Origin of the sequence: Paenibacillus sp. FSL L8-0333 (genome assembly GCF_037965665.1) — a bacterium.
Lineage (GTDB): Bacteria > Bacillota > Bacilli > Paenibacillales > Paenibacillaceae > Paenibacillus_AQ > Paenibacillus_AQ odorifer.
In genome coordinates this window covers 5516529-5541714 of the sequence record NZ_CP150186.1, presented here as the reverse complement: position 1 = coordinate 5541714, position 25186 = coordinate 5516529, and the positions used below count along the sequence as shown (strand labels likewise).

Here is a 25186-nt window from a genome sequence, read left to right as displayed (position 1 = left end):
GTACTACCATTATGAAAATTCAAGCGACTTCAATGTTTCTAAAATATATTGGTAGTTTTTAAATGGATGTCCACACCTTAATTCAAAATAAGAATAATACTATAAAGAGCCAAAAAATATGAACTGATTTGTAGGCTCATAGATTATCAACTTAGAGCAGGTGGGAGGAATGATTATAGATAAAACCCTAGTTTATACGAAACTCTTGAGGATAGTTTTGTTCAGGTGAGTTGATTTTCGAAATTCAAATAATACGAGTATTATAATTTCATAAAAAATGAGGTGTTGAAAATTGAGTCAACTATCTACTGGTCCCATAGAAAATAATCTGGTAGGCGGCGTAAGACCTACTCAGCTTATTACTCTTAAAATTGTTAATCAGAGCGATGACACTCCGTCAACGGTTCAAGTCGAAGGTTATTATATGAATGGGACAAGAACTTTATATGTAAGTGAGCTGGTTAATGTAGCTCCTAATCAAGTAATTACTAATGACTATTATGCAAACTTTGATTCACTTGAATTTTTATTCACAACACCTACTATGATTGATGATCCCATTCAAATTTCAGTTTGGGGAAAAAGCAGCACAGGCCAACTAGTGACTGCTCATCGCCTTGTCTACTCTGAATTATATGGAGAAAATATAGGAATTACAGGTGCTACTGGGGCTACAGGGAGCGTTGGTGCAACGGGAGCAACAGGTGCTGGCGTAACCGGAGCGACAGGAAGCGTCGGAGCAACGGGAGCAACAGGAAGTGCTGGAGCAACGGGAGCAACAGGTGCTGGCGTAACCGGAGCCACAGGTGCTGGCGTAACCGGAGCTACAGGAAGCGTCGGAGCCACGGGAGCGACAGGAAGTACTGGCGTAACGGGAGCGACAGGAAGTACTGGCGTAACGGGAGCGACAGGAAGTACTGGAGCAACGGGAGCAACAGGAAGCGCTGGAGCAACGGGAGCAACAGGAACTGCTGGCGTAACGGGAGCAACAGGAACTGCTGGTGTAACCGGAGCGACAGGAACCGCTGGAGCAACGGGAGCAACAGGAAGCGCTGGAGCAACGGGAGCGACAGGAAGTGCTGGCGTAACGGGAGCGACAGGTGCTGGCGTAACGGGAGCGACAGGAAGTGCTGGTGTAACCGGAGCGACAGGAAGTGCTGGTGTAACCGGAGCAACAGGTGCTGCTGGCGCAGGCGCAATCATTCCATATTCTTCTGGACTTCCAGTTGCTATGACCACTGTATTAGGGGGTCTTTTGAATACTTCAAGTGCAGTTGGTTTTGGTAGCAGTGCGACCAATATCAGTATTACAGGCGGTACTATAGATCTTACTGGAGCGGCTGGAACCTTGCTGAACTTTGCGTTCTCGGTTCCTAGAACAGGAACGCTTACGTCTATGGCAGCCTATTTCAGTGCGACATCTTCCGTTAGTTTGGTGGGTTCTACGGTAACAATCACGGCTCAATTATACAGATCTACTACACCTAACAATACCTTCACAGCAGTACCTGGGGCTTTAGTTACGTTAAGTCCTCCGCTTACAGGATTAATTGCTCTTGGAACTATTAGCAGTGGTAATACCACAGGCTTAAGCATTCCTGTAACTGTGGGAGAACGCTTGTTGTTGGTCTTCACTTCGACGGTCACGGCTGGCATTGACGTTGCAACTACTGTTGCTGGCTACGCTAGTGCAGGAGTTACAATTGCATAATCTGAAGAAAAGGGATATCCCGATAGCCATAGAGGCTGCAGGATATCCCTGATTTTTTCTCAAACATTGTTATTTAGATCATCAGAATCTCCCGGATGTCTTGCTCTGTGAGGGTAGACAAGCTTTCCTGACCTGGCTGGATGACCTCATCGATCAAGTTCTTTTTCTTCTTCTGCAGCTCATACATCTTGTCCTCTACGGTGCCTTGGGTGACGAGACGAATTACTTGTACTACATTTTTCTGTCCGATCCGGTGAGCCCGATCCGCTGCTTGCTGCTCGATGGCAGGGTTCCACCATAAATCGTAAAGGATTACAGTATCTGCCCCAGTTAAGTTGAGCCCGGTCCCGCCGGCCTTTAAGGAGATTAAGAAAATATCCCGCTCTCCTTCATTAAATTTATTACATAAATCTACTCGTTGAGAAACAGGCGTTTGACCATCTAAATAAAAGTATGGAATGCCCTGATATCCTAGTTCACGCCCAATCAGGCCCAGCATCTCTGTGAATTGTGAGAATACTAACATACGTTTACCCGAACTGCGACATTCTTCTATGATTTCGAGCAGCTGCTCGAATTTAGCAGAGCTTCCTTCATATCCATCGACAAAAAGAGCAGGGTGGCAGCACAACTGGCGCAGACGAGTTAGTCCCGCCAGAACTTTGATCCGATTATTATTGCCGAAACTATCTTGGGTCAAATGCTTAAGCGCCTCTTTTTTCAAACGGGCGAGATAAGCTACATATAACTTTTTTTGCTCCGGCAGCAGTTCACATGCTTGTACGGATTCGATTTTGTCCGGAAGTTCCTTTAACACATCACTCTTTAAGCGCCGCAGCAAAAAGGGACGAGCCCGCTTCGCAACCGTTTCTCTTGGTAAATCATGAAAAGCTTTTTTGCCTGGAAACAACCCAGGGAACACGGTGCCGAAAATGGACCATAAATCTTCCAACGCATTCTCCACGGGAGTACCCGTAAGTGCAAAACGGTGCCGGGCTTGAAGCGCCATTACAGCTTGGGCTGTCTGTGTAGTATGGTTTTTTATAGTTTGTGCTTCATCGAGAATCAGGGTATGAAAAGACTTTTTAGCATACAGCTGAACATCTCTGCGGAGCAACGGATAAGAGGTGATGATTACATCAGCTTTCGCTGTATTTTTTAAAATCCGCCCGCGCTCAATTAGACTACCGTCTGCAATGACAGCTTTGATCTCTGGCGTGAATTTTTTAAGCTCATTAAGCCAGTTATAAGTGAGAGACGCAGGAGCGACAATTAGGGCAGGCAGTCCATTCTGGCGGATCTCGGGAAGTTCTGACAGGAGAAAAGCGATACTTTGCAGCGTTTTGCCTAACCCCATATCATCCGCCAAAATACCACCAAAGCGGTAATGGGCCAACGTCTTCAGCCACTGAAACCCATACTGTTGATAATCCCTTAGCACAGGAACCAGACTGTCAGGTATAGGGAAATCAAGATTCTCAGGATTCCGCATGTTCGCAAGTAACCTTTTAAAGGATCTGCCCAGCTTAATGGAGTCACTCTTAGCATCCGTGGAGGTCAAATGTAACCCGCGAACAACGGGCAGAGAAAATTCCACCCCTTTGATCTCACCTTCCCGGATGCCTATATCATTCATAAAGGTAATGATTTCTTGAAGCTCCTCGCTCTCCAGCGGTAGCAGGGCTCCATCAGGCAAGCGGTAGTATCTGCGTTTTTCCTGCAGGGATTTCAGAACCATAACAATCTCAGCTTCTGGAATCCCGCCCATATCGAATTTAAAATCAAGCCAGTCCGTCTTTTCATTCCAACTAATGCTCACCTTTGGGGGTGTAGTGCTCGTGAACAGTCTTGCTTTGACTGCGGAGGTCGCATAAACCGAAAGTAGCGGTTCCAGCAGCGGAATGGTATGGTACAAAAAATCGTATTCGCCCTCTTCGTCTGTCATAATAAATCCGCCTTCGGTTTTAGCGAAAGATTCGTGCTCCATCAGCTCCAGAATGCGAGCTTCTCCCTCCCCGTCTCGTAAAAGAATCAAATTCGTCCCGCGAACATGGGCTTTTTCATCTAAAGGGTTGATCACAATGTCACCATATTGGAACTCTAGTCCGGCGAGCAGCCGATCTCTTACACGATCCAGATAAAGTCTCGCGATAAGCCTATGTTGAACAATCCGATCCGCAATGGAGTCGGCGATATGGACGTTGCCCAGCTTTTTCAGACCAGGAATAACCTTGTCCATAAAAGACTCCATTTGCTCGGGGGCAATATCGATACCATTTCGGCGGGAGGAATCCAGCATTTTTTTCATTTCAGCAAGGCGTATACATTCTTGAGGGGATAGCTTCAGCAACTTACCTTCCGATAGTACCATCCCGTAATCTTCTAAGACAGAAATCTGCTCAAGTCCTTGAATATCCAGATGATATCCGTCCTCTTCTGCCTGTTCAAATTCAAAGCTGAGTGGAGGTGCCTCATTAGACACATGGATGCCTTCGTACAGCATCTCTTCTTGTTGCAAAAATACCGAAGAGACCTCTGAAAGCGCAGGCTGAAGCGACTCCCAGAAAAAAGGAGGGACGGCCAGCAACCGATCTCCCCCAATACTCCCCCCATAAGGTGAGTAAGGAGTGACGTTATCACGGTACATTTTTTCATTTAATACAATATCAATCAGCTTCTGTAGAACAACATTATCTTCCTTCCGAAAGCTGTAAATGGCAGGATCATAGATAAAATGTTTCGTGAATTCAAAGGATTCTCCGCGGTGTACACTTTCTAGAAATCCTCTTATTTTCTGAACAATATATAGACGTTTTGGACCGACTTTCATTTCTATACCCAGCATGGTGTGGCTATAACTATAGGTGAATGGCTTGCATGTAAACTCTATATTTAGAGGAAGTCTGTTATCTACAAAAGCCCCCGTACCGCTAGGACGCGGTGTATGGTTGCCGAACATCCCCAGTAGGCTGCTCACGAGCTGTTGATCTCTGGACTTTCCCCCGTTGTCTCGCGCAGTATCTGTAAAAATACGTGGGGTTAGAATCTCAGTATCTTCTATAGAAGACAGGTGCGAAGCTCCGGTAAGCTCTGAACGATCTTGGCCATTTTTAAGGGCGTCAACGTTGATTAGCACAGCCGCGATATGTTTACAGAATGGCCCGCCATGGGAGTAGGCTGGACAATTACACTCTGCCTGGACATCCCCATCAATATCAATGACCACTATAACTTCATAGTCGATCGCCCCCTGAACTATGGCTTCATATCGAGAGCGGGGCAAATCTGGAATGGAGACATTGTATTCTTCAACTTCAATTATATCGACACTTTCAGTTTGGTAATAAGCTAATCCTTTTTCAAAAATAGACTTGCCGCACAGCAGTTTGATTACCCGTTCTGATACACTAAAGCCCATAACATAATTCCTTCCTCATAACTTGATCTTGAAAAGTCCGAATTTAATATAGTACTTATGATAACAGAACGGGCGTGCGCATCAAATAGGGGGTGTTGTTTTACTTATTCCATGCATGATAAAAGCGATCGTCAGGTTGATTTCTTCCTCATCATTCCAGTCCTTATCTGGCTGCAGCAGCAAGCGATTCATCAAATAACCTACGACAGATGAGAGTGTGAAGCGTATAAGTGTGGGTGTAGGCACCTCGATGATTTCACCCTTTTCTTTAAAATGTTCAACAATATCAATCACGCGCTCCAGTATTTTGCTAAGAATATTCTCTACAAACTGAGCTCTAACTGTTGGCTGAAAAGGAATCTCCTGAATAAGAATCTTAAGAATTTTAAAATTCTTGCGGGCGAAATCCAGCCGATTGATCATAAATGCCCTCAGGAACTCTTCGAAGCTGTCGTAGGGCATATCGAGCACGCCGTTGAAATTCCGCAGCACAAAAGGCGCAAGCATGCGACTCATGGTAGGACCTACTATGGCAAGCAGCAGATCATTTTTAGTCTTGTAATAGCGAAAAATCGTTCCCTCCGCCACGCCCGCTTTCTGAGAAATTTCACTCGTTGAAGTCGCAGAGTATCCTTTTTCGGAAAATACCTCAATCGCCGCTTGTAGAATAGAAATCTGCTTCGGTGTCAGTTTCTCGTCTTTGCCAAGGGTCAGCAGCTCTTCTATCCACTGCTCTTCTATATTTTGTTCCGTAGAAACTTGCTCTTTCATTACAATAACCCTCCATGCTTGATTCATTTTGTTTCAATGATAATAGCTTTTGTGAAATTACATTTTGCGATGTTTGCGCAGTGCCAATACATTCAGCAGCATAAATAGCAGCGAAAATCCTATTAGTACATAGACATCCAGTGCAATTGCGCTCCATCCTTTGCCACGGACCATAATGTCCATCAGAGCTTCTGATCCGTAATAGATCGGTGTAGCGAGGCCAACGCGCTGGAGCCACAGTGGAAGGGTATCGAGCGGGAATAATCCACTGAGGAAGATTTGTGGCACTATAATGAGCGGAATGAACTGAATCATCTGCAACTCATTGGCTGCAAAAGCCGACAGCAGTGTGCCCAACGTCAGCGCTGTCATCGATAGGAGTAATGTGATCAGCAATACGTAACCAAAGCTGCCTGTCATCATAATGCCAAGAATCTGTATGGAATACCATGAGATCAATAGCGCCTGAAAAACGGTAAATATGCCGAAACCACATACATACCCGAGCACAATCTCCCATCTTTTTAATGGAGTCGAAAGTAGGCGTTCAAGAGTGCCTGTGGTTCGTTCCCTTAAGAAGGATACACCTGCAATCAAGAATACGAAAAAGAAAACAAATACGCCAATCATAATGGGACCGAAACGGTCGATCGTCTTCATATTCTCAGAACCGTAAAGATAGCTGATCTGCGGCTGTAATTGTTCCTTTGTGCTTGGAAGAAGCTTCTGGGAGATTTGTTGAAGCGTCATGATTACTGCCTTGTTGGCTGTAGGGTTGCTACCTTCTAACAGCACTTGAGGCGTAACTTGCGAATCTCCGGCGGTTCCGTTCAAAGTGATCAAAGCGTCAATTTTCCCTTCTACTAAAGCTTCATTTCCCAGCTCTACGCTGGCATATTCTTTGATGGTGGCATTTTGTTCTTTTAACGCAGCTGACATATTTAGCGGTACACCGGACACACCGATTTTTGGTTCATAGGCGTCACCGTTGAAGACCAAGCTCATTAAGCTTAGAACGAGGAGTGGTGCAATGAACATTAACGCCATCGTTCTTTTATCATGAATAAATTGCCGCAAAATCCTTAAGGTGATTGCTCGGATTCTCATGAACGCACACCTCCAAAATATAAAAAGGCTTCTTCAATAGAAGCTGAACCGGTGGCTTGCAGCAGTCCGGCAGGCGTGTCGGCGGCAAGTAGCTTGCCATCACGGATCATTCCGAGCCGGTCACATTTTTCAGCCTCATCCATGACATGCGTGGTCAGCACAATAGTGGTGCCTTTCTGGTTCAGAGCTTTTAGTTCTTTCCAGATGGATAGCCGCAGCACCGGGTCTATACCAACTGTAGGTTCATCAAGAATAAGCAGCGGCGGTTCATGCAGCAGCGCGATCGCCAATGATAAGCGGCGTTTCATCCCGCCGGAGTATTGGTCTACTCTTTTTCGCAAATGATCTTGTAAATTAACGATCTCCATTACGGCTGTGATGCGTTTGGAGCGTTGCTCCCCCTTTAGACCATATAGCGCTGCAAAAAACTCCAGATTCTCCTTCGCGCTAAGCTCCGTGTATAAGGCATCAGACTGGGCCATATACCCAATCTGTTGCAGCATAGTCAGCTTCGGCATTGTCACGCCAAGTATCTTCACCTCGCCGGAAGTTACCTCATCGATACCAGTAAGCAGCTTTACAAATGTTGTTTTTCCTGAGCCGGATGGCCCTAGTATGCCAAAGGTTTCCGCACGTTCCACTTGAAGCGAAATATCCTCGAGCACCTGTTTCTCTCCAAACGCTTTCCCGACATGGCTCACTGAAATAACTGGAACCTCTGAACCCATTTTTATCTCCTCGATTCTGAATGTTCAGGGATACTTGCTTGAGTTGAAGATGTTGCTGATAAGGTGATGGTGATGGTGATGGTGATGGTGATGGTGATGGTGATGGTGTAGAAGGTGTTGAGATATTCCTGAATTATACTGCTCTGTACACTCTGATAAGATAATGAGTGAGTACTCACTCATTATCTTGTATCAAAAGTTAGGAATTGTAAACCATATATTTTATACAAATGTATCCCACAGTATTAGCTTAATCCCAATTGAGGTTTGTTAATTCAACTTGTCCTTTTACTATGTATATAGAGATGATTTGAATGAAAGGCAAAAGTGCCACTAAAAAGCGCCAGTCCACCTAAACTAGGTAATAGAAAGGCATAAATGCCCCTAAATGGCGTCGATCCACTTAAATCAGCTAAAAGAAAGGCATAAATGCCTCAAAATAGCACGGGTTTACCTAAACCAGATAAAAGAAGGGCATAAATGCCACTAAATAAGCATGATCTAGATAAATCAAGCAAAAGAACGGTATAAATCCCGTACAATGAGCTCAATCCCGATGAAGTTAGCAAAAGAACGGTATAAATCCCGTACGATGAGCTCAATCCCGCTAAAATTAGCAAAAGAACGGTATAAATCCCGTACAATGAGCCCAATCCCGCTGAAGTCAGTAAAAGAACGGTATAAATCCCGTACAATGAGCTCAACCCCGCTAAAGTTAGCAAAAGAACGGTATAAATCCCGCACAATGAGCTCAATCCCGCTAAAGTTAGCAAAAGAACGGTATAAATCCCGCACAATGAGCTCAATCCCGCTAAAGTTAGCAAAAGAACAGTATAAATCCCGTACAGTGAGCTCAATCCCGCTAAAGTTAGTAAAAGAACGGTATAAATCCCTTACAATGAGGTCTATCCCGCTAAAGTTCAAAAGAACGGTATAAATCCCGTACAATCAGCCGAATCTCCTACGATGATCCTTACGCAGAATGCGCCACAACAGACCAGTTAGTTTTTAAATTGTAAGCAGCAGCCACATAACAAGCTTCCCCCACGCGCCAAGCGACCACCGTAATACGTTCCCCACACTCCAAGCGACCTCCGCAATATACTCCATGTGCCCATCGATCTCAGCAACAAGGCTCTCCCACGCACCAAGCGACCTCCGAAATATACTCCACGTGCCCATCGACCACCGTAATACGTTCCCCACACTCCAAGCGACCTCCGTAATATACTCCACGTGCCCATCGACCTCAGCAACAAGCTTCCCCTACACTCCAAGCGACCTCCGAAATATACTCAACGTGCCCATCGACCTCAGCAACAAGCTTCCCCCACGCGCCAAGCGACCGCCGTAATACGTTCCCCACACTCCAAGCGACCTCCGCAATATACTCCACGTGCCCATCGACCTCAGCAACAAGCTTCCCCTACACTCCAAGCGACCTCCGAAATATACTCCACGTGCCCATCGACCTCCTCAATAAGCTTCCCCCACGCACCCAAGCGACCTCCGCAATATACTCCACGTGGCCCAGCGACCTCCTCAATAAGCTTCCCCCCACACTCCAAGCGAACTCCGCAATATACTCCAAGTGTCCATCGTCCTTAGCAACAAGCTTCCCCGCACACCCAAGCTGCCTCCGCAATATACTCCACCCACCCACCTCAGCAACAAGTTCCCTCCACGCGCCTGCAATATCAAATTAGTCCCTACGTCACCCCAAGATCCCAAACAATTCTCCAACTAAATAAGGCAGCTGCACCGAGCACCTTTTTACGAAAAGAGGCTGTTTTTGTTGCTTAGTTCATTTGGTTTAGATCAAGAAAATTGTTAAATGAGCTAATATACCTGGTTTTTTTAAAAAAAGAATACTAGTTAATATTTCCATTACATTCCTCTGCAACAGAATTGACAATTGTAGACGAAAATGACATTAGCAGTTACCTATACGAAAAGGGTGAATCTAATTGAAAAACAGTAAATGGATTAGCGCAACGTTGGCTTCAGCACTTCTTGCAACAGTAGGCGTTGGAAGTGTATCTGCAGCTAGCACCGGCAGTAATGTAAAATCTGTAGCTACCAATCAAGTCGCTGCTGCAACAGCAGTTAAAGAAGGTACAACTACTTGGAATGTAAACGGAACGCCGATTGTGTTTAACACCATTAACAGCAGTGGTTACAAGCTTTACTCGCTGACTCAGGTAGCTGGAGAAATTGGGGCTAAGGTAGTACTGGGAACAAGCGGGTTTGAACTTAACGACAGCAAAGGACTACATAATGTTCAACTCAAAACAGGCTCAAAGAGCTATCAAGTAGATGGTAATTCCGAATCGTTCACAGTGGCTCCAGTATTTTATAACGGTAAAACCTATGTAGAGCTTACTAAGTTAGTTACTGCATTAGGTGGAGAGCTGGACGCTGATGCTAGCACGATTTTGAGCTTTGCACGTCCTGAAGGTTTGTTTGATACTTTGCACTGGACGGCAGCTGGCAACCTGATTGCGAACAAAAGTGATGCTGAAACTACTCAGCTTATCAAATTCAGTACAGAACCAGGTAACTATGAAGTGTTTTCGTCAAATGACAGTGCAGTAGACTTTGCAGTATCGCCGGATCAACAGTGGGGAGCTTTTAATGATGAGAAAGGTTTGCTGAATCTGATTAATTTGTCTAGCGGAGCTGTTAAAACACTAGGCACCGACAATAGTGTGAAGACAGATCTGGTTTGGTCCAAAGATGGGAAAAGCATTTATTTCATCCAAGGAGACAAGCAAGAAAAAATCGCTAAAATCTCAGTAGAGACTGGTGATGTTAAATCCGTATTGGCTGACAAGGTTGAGAATAAATCCGAACTGCGTATTTCTGCTGACGAAAAAAGCGCCGTTTATATCGTTAATTTGACGGGTGTTGCTAAAAATGATGCAGACAGCACAGAAGATTCTCTTACGGTTGACTTTAGCTCGGCAGGAGAGCAGCTTTACAAGCTTGATTTGGCTACAAAAGATGCTAAACCAGCTGCACTAACAACTACAGCAGATAACAAGCTTTACCCAGAGATTTTGGCTGATGGAAATGTGGCATACCTGAGCGCAGATGCAGACGGCAATGCGAAGAATACCCTGAAGCTTGTAAAAGCGGACGCAACCAGCACTAATATTGCACTTGATATCGAAGTGAATTGGTCCACTGGCGTTAGCAATGGTTTGGTAGTAGCAGGTACTACGGCAGACGGAAGCACAGTGATCTATTCTATCGATGGTAGTGGTGCAAAGACCGAATTGTTCCGTACGGCTGAAGATGTATCTGAAGTATCTGTATCTAAAGACGGAAGCAAGCTTGCGATTGTGAGCGGCGACAGCGTATGGGTTATCCAAGGCGGTAAAGGGCTGCAACTGACTAAATAATTATTATTTCAAACATATTTTAACGGCCTAGAGCCGAGAGGAGAAAATAGTACAATGAAAATCTTCAAGAAATTAACAGTAACGGCTTTAACAGCCGTAATCGCGGTAACCGCATCTTTTGCAGGGATTGCAGCAGCAGCAGATTCACTTAGTGGCAAAATCACCGTTAACGGTTCGACCGCACTTCTTCCATTGACGTTGCAAGCGGCAAAAGAATTCCAAAAGCTGCACCCTAAAGTGAAAATCGCAGCATCTGGTAAAGGCTCTGTAACTGGACCACAAGCTGTAAAAAAAGGCATCGCTGATATCGGCGCTTGCGACTGGGATGCTAGCATCGACGTACCAGGTTTCAAAGCTTTTGACGGACAGGTAGCGAACAAAGTGGCTGTCATTCCTTTTGCCACGATCGTGAACAAAAATGTGGGTGTAGATAACCTTACAACAGAACAGCTTAAAGGTATTTTCGCTGGTAAAATCACCAACTGGAAAGAAGTAGGCGGCGCAGATGCAGATATCGTTGTCATCACTCGCTCATTCGGTTCTGGTACCCGCGTTAACTATCAGGCTAAAGCTTTGGATGGCGGAGATATCGTTAAAAAAGCTAAGAACTACAAAGAAACAGGTTCATCCGGCGACATGAAAACAGCAGTAGGAACTACTCCTAACTCCATCGGTTATATCGACCTTGTTTATGTAAGTGGCGACGTAAAAGCAGTGAAACACAACGGTATCGCAGCTACTACAGACAACGTAATTAACGGTTCTTATAAGATTTGGGCTTATGGTTACTACATGACTAAAGGCCAGCCTACTGGTGCAACTAAAGAATTTATCGAATACGTACAAAGCAAAAAGTTCCAACAAGGTTCTCTGAAAAAGCTTAAATTCATTCCGATCGCAGCAATGAAGGGTTAATAACATTTGAAGATCATATTGAACGGTAACAGCGGCCAGCCCCGATTTTGATACGGGGTTGGCCGCTTACAGGAGGGAAAGTATGGGGGCACCAGTCCACAACCTGGCAACTAAGGTTAAGGAGGGCGTTACAGAAGTTAGCGCCAACTCCAAACGTCACAGTAGACATATGTTTAGCAACCGATTATTCCGCTTTTATTTCTTATTCAGCATTCTTGCACTTTGTTTCGTGCTTGGACTTGTAATCCTATTTATCGGCAAAACGGCGCTGCTTCTGTTTGGTCATCTCTCGCCTGCGGACTTTTTCTTTTCGTTTAACTGGACGCCTGAAGAGGACTCCTTTGGGGCTGCTGCCTTCATTGTAAATACACTTTCACTGACAGCTTTGACCCTGCTGATCGCAGTTCCTATTTCGGTAGGCATGGCCGTGCTCTGTGCGGAGATTGCTCCGAAGTGGATGAAGACCTTCATTCGCCCGGTGCTCGATCTGCTCGTTGGTATTCCTTCTATAGTATATGGTTATTTAGGCTTAACGGTATTACTTCCTTTCCTGCGTAGAGTTAGTGGGGAGAGCTTGGGTGATGGTTTGCTGGCTGCGGCCCTCGTACTCGCATTAATGGTCCTGCCAACGATTTGTCGAATCAGTGATGATGCTATCGTCGCTGTCCCACGCAAATATCGGGATGCTGCGTACGCTCTTGGATCTACCCGTCTGCAAGTCATTATGCGTGTTGTTTTACCTGCGGCTAGCAGAGGAATTATCTCCGCGGTCATCCTCGGGATGACTCGTGCTGTGGGGGAGACAATGGCTGTAGTTATGGTTATCGGAAACACACCACAGTTGGCGAAAACCTTATTTACACCTGCTTCGGTCTTGACTAGTAACATCGTTATGCAAATCTCGAATGTAGAGTTTGAGTCAACCTGGAATTATGCCCTCCATATGATGGCCTTTCTTCTGCTGGTGATTTCCTTTGTACTGATTCTGATCATCCGCGTGCTGGGTAGAAAAAGGAGGGATGCAGCGTGAACGGATTCGCAAGTACAAAGCATACAGCGCGTGCTCAGAGACGCAATAAGCTCGCGACTATTGGGTTTTATACGCTTGGGGCTTTAGTCATGCTGCTAATCTTCTGGCTGCTCTTCACGATTCTTAGTAAAGGTCTGCCAGCGCTGCGGCCTGATTTCCTGATCAAACAGCCTGAAGAGATTGACGTTGGTGGCGGGATCGGTCCTGTACTTTTCAACTCTTTTTATATTTTGTTCATCTCGCTGCTTATTTCCGTCCCTATCGGTTTAGGTGCGGGGATTTATATGGCGGAGTATGCTCCGGATAATGCTTTTACAGGCGGCCTGCGTATATGTGTAGAAGCTCTCTCTTCGGTTCCTTCAATTGTATTTGGTATGCTTGGACTTGCGATATTTGCTGAATATTTTGGAATCGGCCTGACGATTCTTGGCGGTGGGGTAAGCTTGGCGCTTTTGAATCTGCCTATGCTTGCACGTGTGACGGAGGAAGCGGTTCGTGCTGTTCCTGGGGAGATGCGTGAAGCTGGATATGCACTGGGCATGACTAAATTCCATGTGATCCGCACAGTAGTTCTACCCGTTGCAATGTCAGCCATTGTTACTGGGATTTGTCTCGTTGCTGGGCGCGCCTTCGGGGAGTCTGCGGTTATTATCCTTACCGCTGGCCTCAGTACCTCGGGCGAAATGTGGGACTTTAATCTGTTCTCGCCGGGAGAAACCCTGGCAGTGCATCTATGGTATGTACAATCTGAAGCAATTGTAGAAGATGCGCGGCAAATCGCTGACAAATCAGCAGCCGTACTCGTATTTGTAGTTCTGTTTATTAACTTTGCCTTCCGTTTTCCGCTCTGGCTTGGAAATCGCCGCAAAGGGCGCTGATTCGCTTATAAAGGAAGAACATGCATAAAAAACTGTCTCTCGGCGGAAGAAAACGCCGTGAACAGTTTTTTTATTCCCGATTAAATAAGTAGGATAGTCTCATCCTTCGATAATATTGCTAATGCGCGTGTCTTTTGAGTAATTAGATTGGCCACGCTTATAGAGAGCTAAAAATGTTCCCAGATTTAAAAATCAGAAATGGGAATGTGAAGATTAATATTCGATGAGTAGTGAGTAATGTGTGGTGAGTAATGAGTAGTGAGTAGTGAGTAGTGTGTAATGATTGGTGGTTGGTGAGTAATAAGTGATGAGTAGTGGTGATAAGAGTGGTTTTTAATTGCACTTTATGCACTTATTTTTGATGGTGATAGGTTTGTTTGGGTTTAATTGTACTTTGTGCAGTTAAAAATGGTGAAAAGACCATTCTAGGCGTAAATCTGAGAATATAAGTGTATGAAATGCAATTAAAGCGATTTTTGGAGGTAAAAGGGTACTTTTAGTTGCAGAAAATGCAATTAGATAGCATGTAGCTGCGTTTCTCCGGAAAAGCAGCCGTAATGTTCTAATGCGGCGGGGTATGATGTGGTACTGACTCATAGAAACTGATCATCGATTGCTAAGCTTCACAGAACCCTGAGCCCCAATGAGTTCTAAGTGTGACCAAGTCCGAGCGAGCATCAAAAGTTAAGCTCCATCGACTCATAGCCCGACGAGGCCCAGGTTTTCACCAAATTCTAAGTTTCGAATGCTAAGCTTTATCGGACCCTGAGCTCCGACGAGGCTAAGTTTTCATCAGGTTCTGAGCTTCGAATCCAAGCTCCATTAATCTCTGAAACTCGGGTAATCCAGAGCCGCGAATCTTAAGCTCAGTCGTTCAGTCGTCTATTCGTCCCAGTAGTGACTCCCTGAGCTCCGCCCAACCCTTCCCCTGAAAATAGAAACAGCCTTCCCGAAGGAAGGCTGTTTCTATATGACGTCCCGGAAGGGATTCGAACCCCCGACCGTGCGCTTAGAAGGCGCATGCTCTATCCAGCTGAGCTACCGGGACATGGTTGCTGGCAGAAAAGCAAGCAGGAATTATCATATCATATGGGATGATCTTTTTCAAGCTGTTTTTTAAAAAGAGTACGGGGTATGCTATAATCTACAATTATTAAGTTTCGGAAGAAGCTTAAGGTATTAATAACTTTTATAATGGTTAGGATTCCATTCACATAAGTAGACATAAGGAGGTGCCCTCATTAAACATTCGGATTCCCCCGCCACCAAAGAGAATATCGTCCTGTTCCCCAAGACACTGGACTATTATCAAATCCAGCTGACGGTGATGCTGGAAAGTGAACGCTACGGGGAAGCGATGGAGCTGCTTCGTTTTTTGCTGCAGTGTCAAGGACAGGAAGAGCGAAATTACGAGGAATGGCGGTCCCTGCTGGAATGGCTCGAAACGGCATTTCCTTACGCGTCCCAGAATGGAGATGCGGAGGGAACTGTTCACCCCGAAGACGAAGATTTAAGGGAAGAGGATATGGCCCGCTTTTTGGCCAAATCCAAAATGAACGAGGATGCGGGGTATCCCAAAAAGCTGCTGCAGCGGGTGATGAATGAACCTCTGTCTGAGGCGACAATACTTGCACTAGAGCAGCTATCCTATCTGGAAGGTGGCGGCGTTGACGAGGAGCTGACCACTTGGTTGCAGGGGGATAATGTTCATCCACTGCTGCAATTTCGGACCTTGCAGACGCTTAAGCGGCGTGGGATGCAGGGAACAGTGAAGCTGATTCGCGGACATGAAACGGTACTCGTAGAGATCGAGAGCGTGCCACTGCAGACGGAGGATTTTCCTCCGGAGGTGAGTCATGTGCTGGAGCGGGTAGCCGAGCAGGCAGAGGTGCATGAGCCTACGCTGTATTATTTTGCACAAGAGCTCTGGGGTCAGTTCATCATGTCGATTTATGGGTCGGACGAATATCGGAAATTGCTGGAAGGCGAAGACGTTTTGCTGGATATTTGGGCAGGAGCTTTGCACCAATTTGTTTCTGAAAGTTTAAACGGCTCCCGACAAGAGGAAGAGACACGTGGAATGTATGGCATCACAGACGGCATGCGCTTTCAATTTGAGGGAGCTTATCGTGCTCTCAAGGGTTTTGTAAAGACTTCTCTACTTGATAAATAAAGTAATGTTGTATATAATATAATGGTTATTCTGTGCGTGGATTGTATCATTATTTGAAGTAAACTTGTGAACCTATATTTTGGAGGGAAAAGTATAATATGAAAGCAACATGGGAAAAAATAGAGAAGAACCTTGGAGTTCTTGAAGTAGAAGTAGACGCAGAACGCGTAACAGCAGCACTTGATAAAGCTTTTAACAAAGTCGTTAAAAAAGCTAACGTACCAGGCTTCCGTAAAGGTAAAGTACCTCGGCCGATCTTTGAATCCCGTTTTGGTGTAGAAAGCTTGTACCAAGATGCAATCGACATTCTTCTTCCTGAAGCTTACGGTGAAGCAGTTGAACAAACTGACATCTTCCCTGTAGACCGTCCTGAAGTTGATATTGAGCAATTTGCTAAAGGTCAATCCTTTATCTTCAAAGCGAAGATCACGGTTAAACCTGAAGTGAAGCTCGGCGATTACAAAGGTCTGGAAGTTCCAGTACAAAAAGCTGAAGTGACTGAAGAAGAGTTGAGTGCTGAACTTGCTCGTCTGCAAGAACGTCATGCTGAGCTTGTAGTAGTTGAAGAAGAAGCAGCAGCTAACGGCGACATCGCTGTAATCGATTTTGACGGATATGTAGATGATGTACCGTTTGAAGGCGGAAAAGCTGAACGTCACTCTCTTGAGCTTGGCAGCAACTCCTTCATTCCTGGATTCGAAGAGCAAGTGGTAGGAATGGCTACTGGAGATTTCAAAGATGTTGAAGTTACTTTCCCTGATGAATACCATGCAGAGAACCTTGCGGGTAAAAAAGCAGTATTCAAAGTGAAGCTGCACGAAATCAAACGCAAACAACTTCCTGCACTCGATGATGAGTTCGCTAAAGATGTAAGTGAATTCGAAACTTTGGATGAGTACAAAGCAGATCTGAAAGCTCAGCTCGAATCCCGTAAAGAGGAAGAACTGAAAGGCCTTCGTGAGAATGCAGTTGTTGATAAAGCAGCAGCTAACGCTGAAGTTGAAATCCCTGAAGCTATGATCAACAGTGAAGTTGAGAACATGGTTCGTGACTTCGACACTCGTCTTCGTCAACAAGGCATGAACATGGATATGTTCCTTAGCTTCTCCGGCCAAACTCGTGAAGACTTGCAGAACCAAATGAAAGGCGATGCTGAAAAACGCGTTCGCAACAACCTGGTATTGGAAGTTATCGCAAAACAAGAGAACATTGAAGTTTCCGAAGAAGAAGTTAACGAAGAGTTGGCTACTATGGCTGAAGCTTACAAACGTACTCCAGAAGAAATCCGCAGCATCTTGGCAGCTAACGGTTCACTGGGCAGCTTGAGCGAAGAGCTTTCGTTGCGTAAAACCATTGATTTCCTTGTTAGCAATAGTGTAGAAGTTGAAGCAGTAGAAGAAGCACCAGCTGCTGAAGACACTAAAGCTGAGTAGGATATTTTAAAATTATAAGAAGGTATAAGTTTCACTTTATACTTTATTCTTATAATTCTCGCATAAACGCTTACCGTCCTCAAAAGGACGCCGAAGGCGTTTTAGCTTGACACTACCTAGAACGGCCAAGTTACACGGCCTCCATACAGATATGATAAGGCACGTAAGTTTCGTTACGTGCCTTATTTTTATCCTCGGCCGCAAATATATGTGACTACATAGGTATCCGTATGAACGTATGGCAATAAGGTAATAGGGGTAGTAACGTCACAATTCACAAGCAGCAGACAGTCGACTGTAGTGAAAAAATGACATCGCGCCTTGAACGTGTTAAAATATTTCTGAAACGATAAGACTAATCTGTACAGAGAAAAGAGGTTGGTGGCATGAGTCTGGTACCAATGGTTGTGGAATCAACAAGTCGTGGAGAACGTTCATACGATATCTATTCCAGATTGCTCAAGGATCGCATCATTTTCTTAAGCAGTGCGATTGACGATGATGTCGCCAATCTGGTTATTGCTCAATTGCTGTTTTTGGCAGCAGATGATCCCGAGAAGGACATTCACTTGTACCTCAACTCACCCGGTGGTTCAGTAACAGCCGGCATGGGTATATACGATACGATGCAATATATCAAACCGGATGTTTCAACCATTTGTGTAGGGATGGCAGCAAGCATGGGATCGCTCCTTCTAACAGCTGGGGCTCCGGGCAAAAGATATGCGCTGACCAACAGCGAAGTTATGATTCATCAACCGCTCGGCGGTGTTCAGGGTCAAGCGTCTGATATTTGGATTCACACTGACTGGATCCTTAAGACGAAACAGAAGCTGAATCAAATCTATGTAGATCGCACAGGTCAGCCCCTTGAAAAAATCGAACGGGACACAGACCGCGATAACTTCATGAGCGCGGAAGAAGCCAAGGAATACGGGCTTATTGACCAAGTTCTTTCTTCACCGATGAAATCTTAAAGGGGTGGTTAGATGTTTAAATTTAATGATGAAAAAGGGCAATTGAAATGTTCTTTTTGCGGTAAATCACAAGAGCAGGTTCGTAAGCTTGTAGCAGGACCGGGCGTTTATATATGTGACGAATGTATCGAGCTTTGCACGGAAATTGTGGAAGAAGAGCTCGGTCATGAGGAAGAGCTTGATCTGAAGGATATTCCAAAACCAAAGGAAATTCGCGATATTTTGGATCAATATGTAATCGGTCAAGAGCAAGCGAAGAAATCTCTTTCTGTAGCGGTATATAACCACTACAAGCGTGTGAACAGCCAAAGCAAGATCGAAGATGTTGAACTGACGAAGAGTAATATCCTTTTGCTTGGTCCAACAGGTTCTGGTAAAACCTTGTTAGCACAAACGATGGCGAAGATTATCAACGTTCCTTTTGCTATTGCAGACGCTACTTCCCTGACGGAAGCTGGTTATGTCGGCGAGGATGTTGAGAACATTCTGCTCAAACTCATTCAAGCTGCAGATTACGATGTGGAGAAAGCCGAACGCGGCATTATCTATATTGATGAAATTGATAAAGTAGCACGTAAATCCGAGAATCCGTCCATAACTCGTGACGTTTCCGGCGAAGGTGTACAGCAGGCGCTTCTGAAGATTCTGGAAGGAACTGTTGCTTCTGTGCCTCCGCAGGGCGGACGTAAGCACCCTCACCAGGAGTTTATTCAGATCGACACGACGAACATCCTGTTCATCGTTGGCGGTGCCTTTGACGGTCTGGAGCAAATGATTAAACGCCGTATCGGTAAAAAAATCATTGGCTTCAACGCAGCAGTTGAAGGACAAAAGGATCTAAAGCCTGGCGAATATTTGTCGATGGTATTGCCTGAAGATTTGCTCAAATTCGGTCTTATTCCTGAATTTGTAGGCCGTCTGCCAGTCATCTCGACTTTAGAGCCGCTTGATGAGAATACGCTTGTCCGTATCCTTTCCGAGCCTAAAAATGCTCTCACTAAGCAATATATCAAGCTACTGGAAATGGACAACGTAGCGTTGAAATTCGAACCATTGGCACTCGAAGCAATTGCCAAGGAAGCGATCAAACGTAATACGGGAGCCCGTGGACTGCGCGCGATTATTGAGAGCATCATGCTCGATGTGATGTATGAAGTTCCTTCACGCGATGATATTAAAGATTGTGTGATCACGGAACAGGTCGTTCAGGAGAAAGCTTTGCCTGAGCTCAACCTTAAGAAAGACAAGAAGAAAGAGGAAAGCGCGTAAGCCGCTTTTCCTTAACAATACATGTCACAGTCTCCACCTTTCTTCCGCTTATCCCGCTTCACATTAGCGGGAGCGAAGGGGTGGAGCTTTGGCGTTATGGGGGAGAAAAATCATGTTCTTGAGACACCAAACCCGTCCTGTCAATGTTGGCGGGCTCATTATTGGGGGAAACAACGAGGTTGCGATTCAAAGCATGTGTACAACCAAAACCGCTGATGTGGAGGCTACTGTAGCTGAAATATTGCGGCTTGAGGAAGCAGGCTGCCAGCTGGTACGCGTAACTGTCAACAATGAAGAGGCGGCTGCCGCAATCAAGGAGATCAAGAAACAGATTCATATCCCACTCGTAGCGGATATTCATTTCAACTATAAGCTAGCGTTGATGGCTATTGAGAACGGCATCGATAAGGTACGGATTAATCCGGGGAACATTGGTCGTCGCGAAAAGGTAGAAGCGGTAGTTAAAGCATGTAAAGAAAAAGGAATTCCGATTCGGATTGGTGTAAACGCCGGTTCTTTGGAGAATCACCTTTTGGAGAAATACGGATACCCAACCCCAGAAGCCATGGTAGAAAGTGCGTTATACCATATTGGTATTCTGGAGGAACTGGATTTCCACGACATTATCGTCTCTCTAAAAGCATCAGATGTGCCAATGGCCATCGAAGCTTATCGTCAGGCTGCGGAAGTCATTCCTTATCCGCTACACTTGGGGATTACAGAATCCGGCACATTGTTTGCGGGTACAGTGAAAAGCTCCGCTGGTATCGGTGCACTGCTCTCTATGGGCATCGGCAGCACCCTGCGTATCTCGCTTAGTGCCGATCCGGTTGAAGAGGTTAAGGTGGCGCGTGAGCTGCTGAAGACGTTTGGTCTGATCTCTAACGCGGCGACGCTGATCTCTTGTCCGACTTGCGGACGACTGGATATCGATCTTTTCTCCATCGCTAATGAGGTGGAAGAATACATTTCGAAGCTTAAGGTGCCTATTAAAGTTTCTGTCCTTGGCTGTGCTGTTAATGGTCCTGGTGAGGCACGTGAAGCAGATATCGGTATTGCTGGTGCTCGTGGGGAAGGTTTGCTTTTCCGTTACGGACAAATGATCCGTAAAGTGCCTGAAGCTGAACTCGTGAACGAGCTGAAAAAGGAAATCGATGCGATCGTGGTGGCTTACGAGGCAACAGGCGAAATCCCAGGCCGCGCGCACGCTAACCTTGCACCTCCGGTGCAGTCGAAGTAACTTGGTCTTTTACGAATATATAATTCGTTAATAATACGTGGCGAAGAACGCCCTGTGCAGCTCCGGTAAATCCGGGGCCCATGGGGCGTTTTTTTTGCGTTTATTCTTATTTTGGAGGAAGGGATGAGTAAACATGAACTATGAACAAGCCCATGAAAAATTTATTGCGCATCATCTTGCAAACAGAACGGGCGAACGGCGGGGGAGGCTGGAGAGAGGTCATGGCCACGCAGAAAAATTATTTTTGCAGAACGTCTGGTGGCCGCTTCGTGGTGACTTCAATGATCTTCATCCGGAGTATGAGGTGCTGGATTTACAGAGACGGGCTTATTTTGCTGATTTTGCTTTTTTGCCGGGGCCGATCAAGCTCTTGTTTGAGATTAAAGGGTATGCAGCTCATGTAAGAGACATGGATAGGCTGAAGTATTGTAATGAGCTAAATCGTGAAACTTTTCTGTACGGAATGGGTTATCAAGTAATTTCATTTGCCTATGATGATGTTGAACAGCGCCCTGAGTTATGTGTTACACTGCTGCGTTTGGCGCTAAGCCGCTACCAAATTGTAGATGCACCGCGTGGCAGATTGCTAATCGCTGAGAAGGAAATCATGCGTTTAGTGGTGCGTCAAGCTGGGGTGATACGCCCTAAAGAAGTCGCTGATTATTTCACGCTAGATCCCAAAACAGTACGCATGATGCTAAAGAATCTCTGTGAAAAAGGCTGGCTTACCCCTGTGAAGAGGGGAATCGGCGTCAAAAATGTTGAGTATAAGCTGGCTCGTGATGTTCTTTATTACTGGGATTGATAATTGTAAAGGCTGGTGGCTGGTGGCTGGTGGCTGGTGGCTGGTGGCTGGTGGCTGGTGGCTGGTGGCTGGTGGCTAATGGCTGATGGAGGCTATATTATTGAAGTAGTTTATGTAGGAGTAATTAATGTAACAGTTTAGCCTATGTAATTGATGTATCTGGTGGAACTTATGGAGTTGTTGGTGCTATTGTAGCTGATGTAACTGGTGTAGATGACGTAGCTAATGTTGAAATGGATAAAGTAGTAAAAGTGGCTGATGGAGCAGGTGTAGCTGAAGTAGTTTGATGGGACTGATCATATAGGCGTAACAATTTTGGCCATGACTTTTGCTGAAGGTGGGAATTTGAAAAAGAAGGTATGTGAAGGAGCTTGATGTGAAGTCCGTTATGAAGTAAAACGCAACAATTAGGGAAATTCTCCCTGAAATAAGCCGATTATGGCTCGAAATCAAGCTTTTTAGGGAAAAACTCCCTAATAAAAGGAGCATTTCCCTCATTTATGTGTGATTTGACCGATAATCAGGGAGTATTTCCCTAATTAGCAGTTGAAAGGTCGTGAATCACTGATAAATAGGGAGTATTTCCCTAATTATTTGGCTGGGTACCAATGATACTTAGATTTTGTACTAAATAGGTTGTTTCTACGAACATAGAAGATAAAAACTCATACGTTCAGCAAACTAAGTTAACTCTGCGTCTTAGAAGTAACTCACCGTGCCCAGCTGACTTAGCCTCTAGAAGTAACTCACCGTGTCCAGCTGACTTAGCCTCTAGAAGTAACTCACCGTGTCCAGCTGACTTAGCCTCTAGAAGTAGCTCACCATTCCCAGCTGACTCAACCTCTAGAAGTAGCTCACCGTGCCCAGCTGACTTAGCCTCTAGAAGTAACTCACCGTGCCCAGCTGACTTAGCCTCTAGAAGTAACTCACCGTGCCCAGCTGACTTAGCCTCTAGAAGTAGCTCACCATTCCCAGCTGACTCAACCTCTAGAAGTAGCTCACCGTCCCAGTTGACTCAGTTTCTAGAGTAACTCAGCTTCTAAAAGTACCTCGACGAACTCAACTAACTAACATCTTCAGGAAACTCCCAACTCCCTCACCTTTAGCCGTAAAGTCGCAGAATTAGGTTCCTCACCCTACATAGCATCGATCACGATCCTCAGTTACTAAGTTCAACGGCTCGATATATCACCACAGTTCCTCAATTCCATTCCCATTAAGCTCTCCATCATTCAACCTTCATTCCTCTTCATTCCTCCTTTACTTCCGCACTCCTCCGCATTCCTTCTTCTCCAATCTCCTTTCTAACCACCTCAACAATCTCCTTTTTAAAATTTACATAAGCTACATTTGCACTCCCCACACTCATTATTGCCCTTATAGTTAATTATCAGAGTCTATCCTACTGCAACAATTCAACAAATCCGCAAATTCGCGTTTACTAATTACCGAAACGGCTATACTACCTAATAGTAGCCAAGGGTGGAAAGGTAGACTGAACGAAACAGGAGGATGACCTATGGAATTAAGTATAGTTGTGATGATCGTGCAGCTCTTTTTCGCGCTGGTTATCGGCGTATACTTTTGGAATCTGCTGCGGGGTCAGAAGACAAATAAGTCAGCGGTAGAACGAGAGTCGCGCAAGGAACTGGACAAGTTACGGAAAATGCGGATGATTACATTAACTAAACCATTGTCGGAGAAAACACGTCCGGCTTCTATTGGAGATATTGTCGGGCAAAAGGATGGGCTGCGCGCCCTGAAAGCCGCACTTTGCAGCGCTAATCCGCAGCATGTGATTATTTATGGTCCGCCGGGAGTCGGCAAGACTGCGGCAGCGCGTGTTGTCATGGAAGAGGCGAAAAAGAATGTGCTTTCTCCTTTTAAAAGTGACGCCAAATTCACAGAGATTGATGCCACAACCGCTCGTTTTGATGAGCGTGGTATTGCTGACCCGTTGATCGGATCCGTGCATGATCCTATTTATCAGGGTGCAGGAGCCATGGGGGTGGCGGGCGTGCCACAGCCGAAACCGGGAGCGGTGACTAAGGCGCATGGCGGGATTCTTTTTCTGGATGAGATAGGAGAGCTTCACCCCATTCAGATGAATAAGCTGCTTAAAGTGCTTGAGGACCGGAAGGTACTGCTAGAGAGCGCTTATTATAATTCGGAGGATAATAATACTCCGGCTTATATTCATGATATTTTTCAAAATGGATTGCCTGCTGATTTCCGGCTAGTTGGCGCTACTACGCGTTCTCCGGATGAGATTTCACCTGCATTGCGTTCGCGCTGCATGGAGATTTATTTCCGCCCGCTGCTGCCGGATGAGATTGCCGTCATCGCGCGTGACGCGATACAGAAAATCGGGCTTAAACCAAGTCCGGAAGCTGTCACTGTGGTGCAGCAGTATGCAACCAACGGCCGGGAAGCAGTTAATATGATTCAACTGGCTGCCGGATTAGCTTTAACTGAACAGAGAGATACACTAAATGCTGCTGATGTGGAATGGGTAGCGGGCAGCAGCCAGCTTCCGCTGCGTACGGAACGCAAGATTCCTTCGGCACCGCAGATTGGATTAGTCAATGGTCTTGCCGTGTATGGACCGGGGATGGGTACTCTGCTCGAAATCGAAGTCTCCGCAGCGCCTGCTGTGAACGGCCAGGGCAGACTGAACGTGACAGGTGTGGTGGATGAAGAAGAGATCGGTGGAGGCTCCCGCACGATTCGGAGAAAAAGTATGGCAAAGGGCTCGGTTGAGAATGTATTGACCGTACTGCGTACGATGAATCTGGAGCCCGATCGTTATGATCTACATGTGAATTTTCCAGGTGGAACACCGATTGACGGGCCTTCGGCAGGGGTGGCGATGGCAGTAGCAATCGTATCTGCTATTCGTGGACTTCCCGTGGATAACACTGTAGCGATCACAGGTGAGATAGGCATCCATGGACGAGTCAAGCCAGTGGGTGGTGTAATTGCCAAAGTGGAAGCTGCTTTTCAAGCTGGAGCCACTACAGTGCTTATTCCAAAAGAAAACTGGCAGTCTCTCTTCGCTGACCTTGCGCCATTACGCGTTATTCCAATGGAAACAGTAGAAGAGGTGTTCCGTCACCTGTTCGGTGCCGATACAGCAGATGTAAGGCTGCCTGCAGTTGCTGGAGAGCTGTTCTCTGCAGCACCCTCACTCCTAAAGGCCGATGCCGCTGGTGAATCTGCAAAGGGTTAAACAAAATTGATCCCTAATTCGAAGAATAAGGTGAGATTTGTCGCTGTAAAATAAAGGAGGCTGCAGGCAATTCTGCTGCTTCCTTTTTAAATGCTACA

General features: G+C 45.6%; 19 protein-coding genes and 1 tRNA gene. 12 read left to right on the top strand and 8 right to left on the bottom strand.

The genetic code is table 11. The features are described 5' to 3' along the window. Positions 1-292: 292 nt before the first annotated feature. Positions 293-1711: an exosporium glycoprotein BclB-related protein gene (locus NYE72_RS24765; RefSeq protein ID WP_339210647.1), complete on the top strand. Its 1419-nt coding sequence runs from the start codon at positions 293-295 to the stop codon at positions 1709-1711. A 73-nt stretch (positions 1712-1784) separates the two neighbouring features. On the opposite strand, the gene NYE72_RS24760 is transcribed toward NYE72_RS24765, so the two are convergent. The 7 genes from NYE72_RS24760 to NYE72_RS24730 form a co-directional block, all read right to left on the bottom strand. Next, a complete protein-coding gene (locus NYE72_RS24760) occupies positions 1785-5129 on the bottom strand; it encodes an SNF2 helicase associated domain-containing protein (protein ID WP_339210645.1) in 3345 nt (1114 codons plus the stop codon). An 81-nt stretch (positions 5130-5210) separates the two neighbouring features. Continuing rightward, positions 5211-5900: a TetR/AcrR family transcriptional regulator gene (locus NYE72_RS24755; RefSeq protein ID WP_036685015.1), complete on the bottom strand. Its 690-nt coding sequence runs from the start codon at positions 5898-5900 to the stop codon at positions 5211-5213. Positions 5901-5957: 57 nt separating this feature from the next. After that, on the bottom strand, positions 5958-7007 hold the full coding sequence (locus NYE72_RS24750) for an ABC transporter permease (RefSeq protein WP_339210642.1): 1050 nt from the start codon (positions 7005-7007) through the stop codon (positions 5958-5960). After that, the gene (locus tag NYE72_RS24745; protein WP_339210640.1) at positions 7004-7735 is read right to left on the bottom strand and encodes an ABC transporter ATP-binding protein; all 732 of its coding nucleotides are present in this window, start codon (positions 7733-7735) and stop codon (positions 7004-7006) included. The genes NYE72_RS24750 and NYE72_RS24745 overlap by 4 nt, the downstream gene beginning before the upstream one ends. 510 nt (positions 7736-8245) lie before the next feature. Next, entirely contained in the window at positions 8246-8683 is a 438-nt protein-coding gene (locus NYE72_RS24740) for a hypothetical protein (RefSeq protein WP_038573068.1), read from the bottom strand. A gap of 60 nt (positions 8684-8743) precedes the next feature. After that, positions 8744-8941 carry a hypothetical protein gene (locus tag NYE72_RS24735; protein ID WP_038573067.1) on the bottom strand — a complete coding sequence of 66 codons (198 nt, stop codon included), beginning with the start codon at positions 8939-8941 and terminating at the stop codon, positions 8744-8746. Between the two features lie 336 nt (positions 8942-9277). Further along, positions 9278-9406 (bottom strand): hypothetical protein, encoded by a 129-nt coding sequence (locus NYE72_RS24730; protein WP_256718535.1) that lies wholly within the window; start codon positions 9404-9406, stop codon positions 9278-9280. Between the two features lie 296 nt (positions 9407-9702). Between NYE72_RS24730 and NYE72_RS24725 the strand changes: the two genes are divergently transcribed. From NYE72_RS24725 to pstA, 4 genes are all read left to right on the top strand, one after another. After that, positions 9703-11139 carry a stalk domain-containing protein gene (locus NYE72_RS24725; RefSeq protein WP_038573066.1) on the top strand — a complete coding sequence of 479 codons (1437 nt, stop codon included), beginning with the start codon at positions 9703-9705 and terminating at the stop codon, positions 11137-11139. Between the two features lie 54 nt (positions 11140-11193). Next, complete coding sequence (locus NYE72_RS24720) at positions 11194-12054, top strand: phosphate ABC transporter substrate-binding protein (protein WP_038573065.1); 861 nt, start codon at positions 11194-11196, stop codon at positions 12052-12054. Positions 12055-12136: 82 nt separating this feature from the next. After that, positions 12137-13084, top strand: a complete 948-nt coding sequence (gene pstC / locus NYE72_RS24715) for a phosphate ABC transporter permease subunit PstC (protein ID WP_036685038.1) — start codon at positions 12137-12139, stop codon at positions 13082-13084. Further along, on the top strand, positions 13081-13962 hold the full coding sequence (pstA, locus tag NYE72_RS24710) for a phosphate ABC transporter permease PstA (protein ID WP_036685040.1): 882 nt from the start codon (positions 13081-13083) through the stop codon (positions 13960-13962). Before pstC ends, pstA begins: the two co-directional genes overlap by 4 nt. Positions 13963-14936: 974 nt before the next feature. Here the strand turns inward: pstA and NYE72_RS24705 are convergent. Beyond that, positions 14937-15010 (bottom strand) — tRNA-Arg (locus tag NYE72_RS24705). A 279-nt stretch (positions 15011-15289) separates the two neighbouring features. On the opposite strand from NYE72_RS24705, the gene NYE72_RS24700 reads away from it, so the two are divergent. The 7 genes from NYE72_RS24700 (at position 15290) to lonB (ending at position 25088) form a co-directional block, all read left to right on the top strand. After that, the gene (locus NYE72_RS24700; protein ID WP_256715929.1) at positions 15290-16135 is read left to right on the top strand and encodes a hypothetical protein; all 846 of its coding nucleotides are present in this window, start codon (positions 15290-15292) and stop codon (positions 16133-16135) included. 98 nt (positions 16136-16233) lie between these two features. Further along, positions 16234-17568: a trigger factor gene (gene tig, locus NYE72_RS24695; protein ID WP_036685045.1), complete on the top strand. Its 1335-nt coding sequence runs from the start codon at positions 16234-16236 to the stop codon at positions 17566-17568. Between the two features lie 386 nt (positions 17569-17954). Next, positions 17955-18545: an ATP-dependent Clp endopeptidase proteolytic subunit ClpP gene (clpP, locus tag NYE72_RS24690; protein ID WP_036685049.1), complete on the top strand. Its 591-nt coding sequence runs from the start codon at positions 17955-17957 to the stop codon at positions 18543-18545. A 12-nt stretch (positions 18546-18557) separates the two neighbouring features. Further along, positions 18558-19814: an ATP-dependent protease ATP-binding subunit ClpX gene (gene clpX / locus NYE72_RS24685; protein ID WP_036685052.1), complete on the top strand. Its 1257-nt coding sequence runs from the start codon at positions 18558-18560 to the stop codon at positions 19812-19814. 112 nt (positions 19815-19926) lie between these two features. Next, positions 19927-21054: a flavodoxin-dependent (E)-4-hydroxy-3-methylbut-2-enyl-diphosphate synthase gene (gene ispG / locus NYE72_RS24680; RefSeq protein WP_036685055.1), complete on the top strand. Its 1128-nt coding sequence runs from the start codon at positions 19927-19929 to the stop codon at positions 21052-21054. Positions 21055-21187: 133 nt separating this feature from the next. After that, positions 21188-21859, top strand: coding sequence for a BlaI/MecI/CopY family transcriptional regulator (locus NYE72_RS24675; protein ID WP_076212918.1), 672 nt, complete (start codon positions 21188-21190; stop codon positions 21857-21859). Positions 21860-23378: 1519 nt separating this feature from the next. Then, positions 23379-25088 carry an ATP-dependent protease LonB gene (gene lonB, locus NYE72_RS24670; RefSeq protein ID WP_076224629.1) on the top strand — a complete coding sequence of 570 codons (1710 nt, stop codon included), beginning with the start codon at positions 23379-23381 and terminating at the stop codon, positions 25086-25088. The last annotated feature ends 98 nt before the right edge of the window (positions 25089-25186 follow it).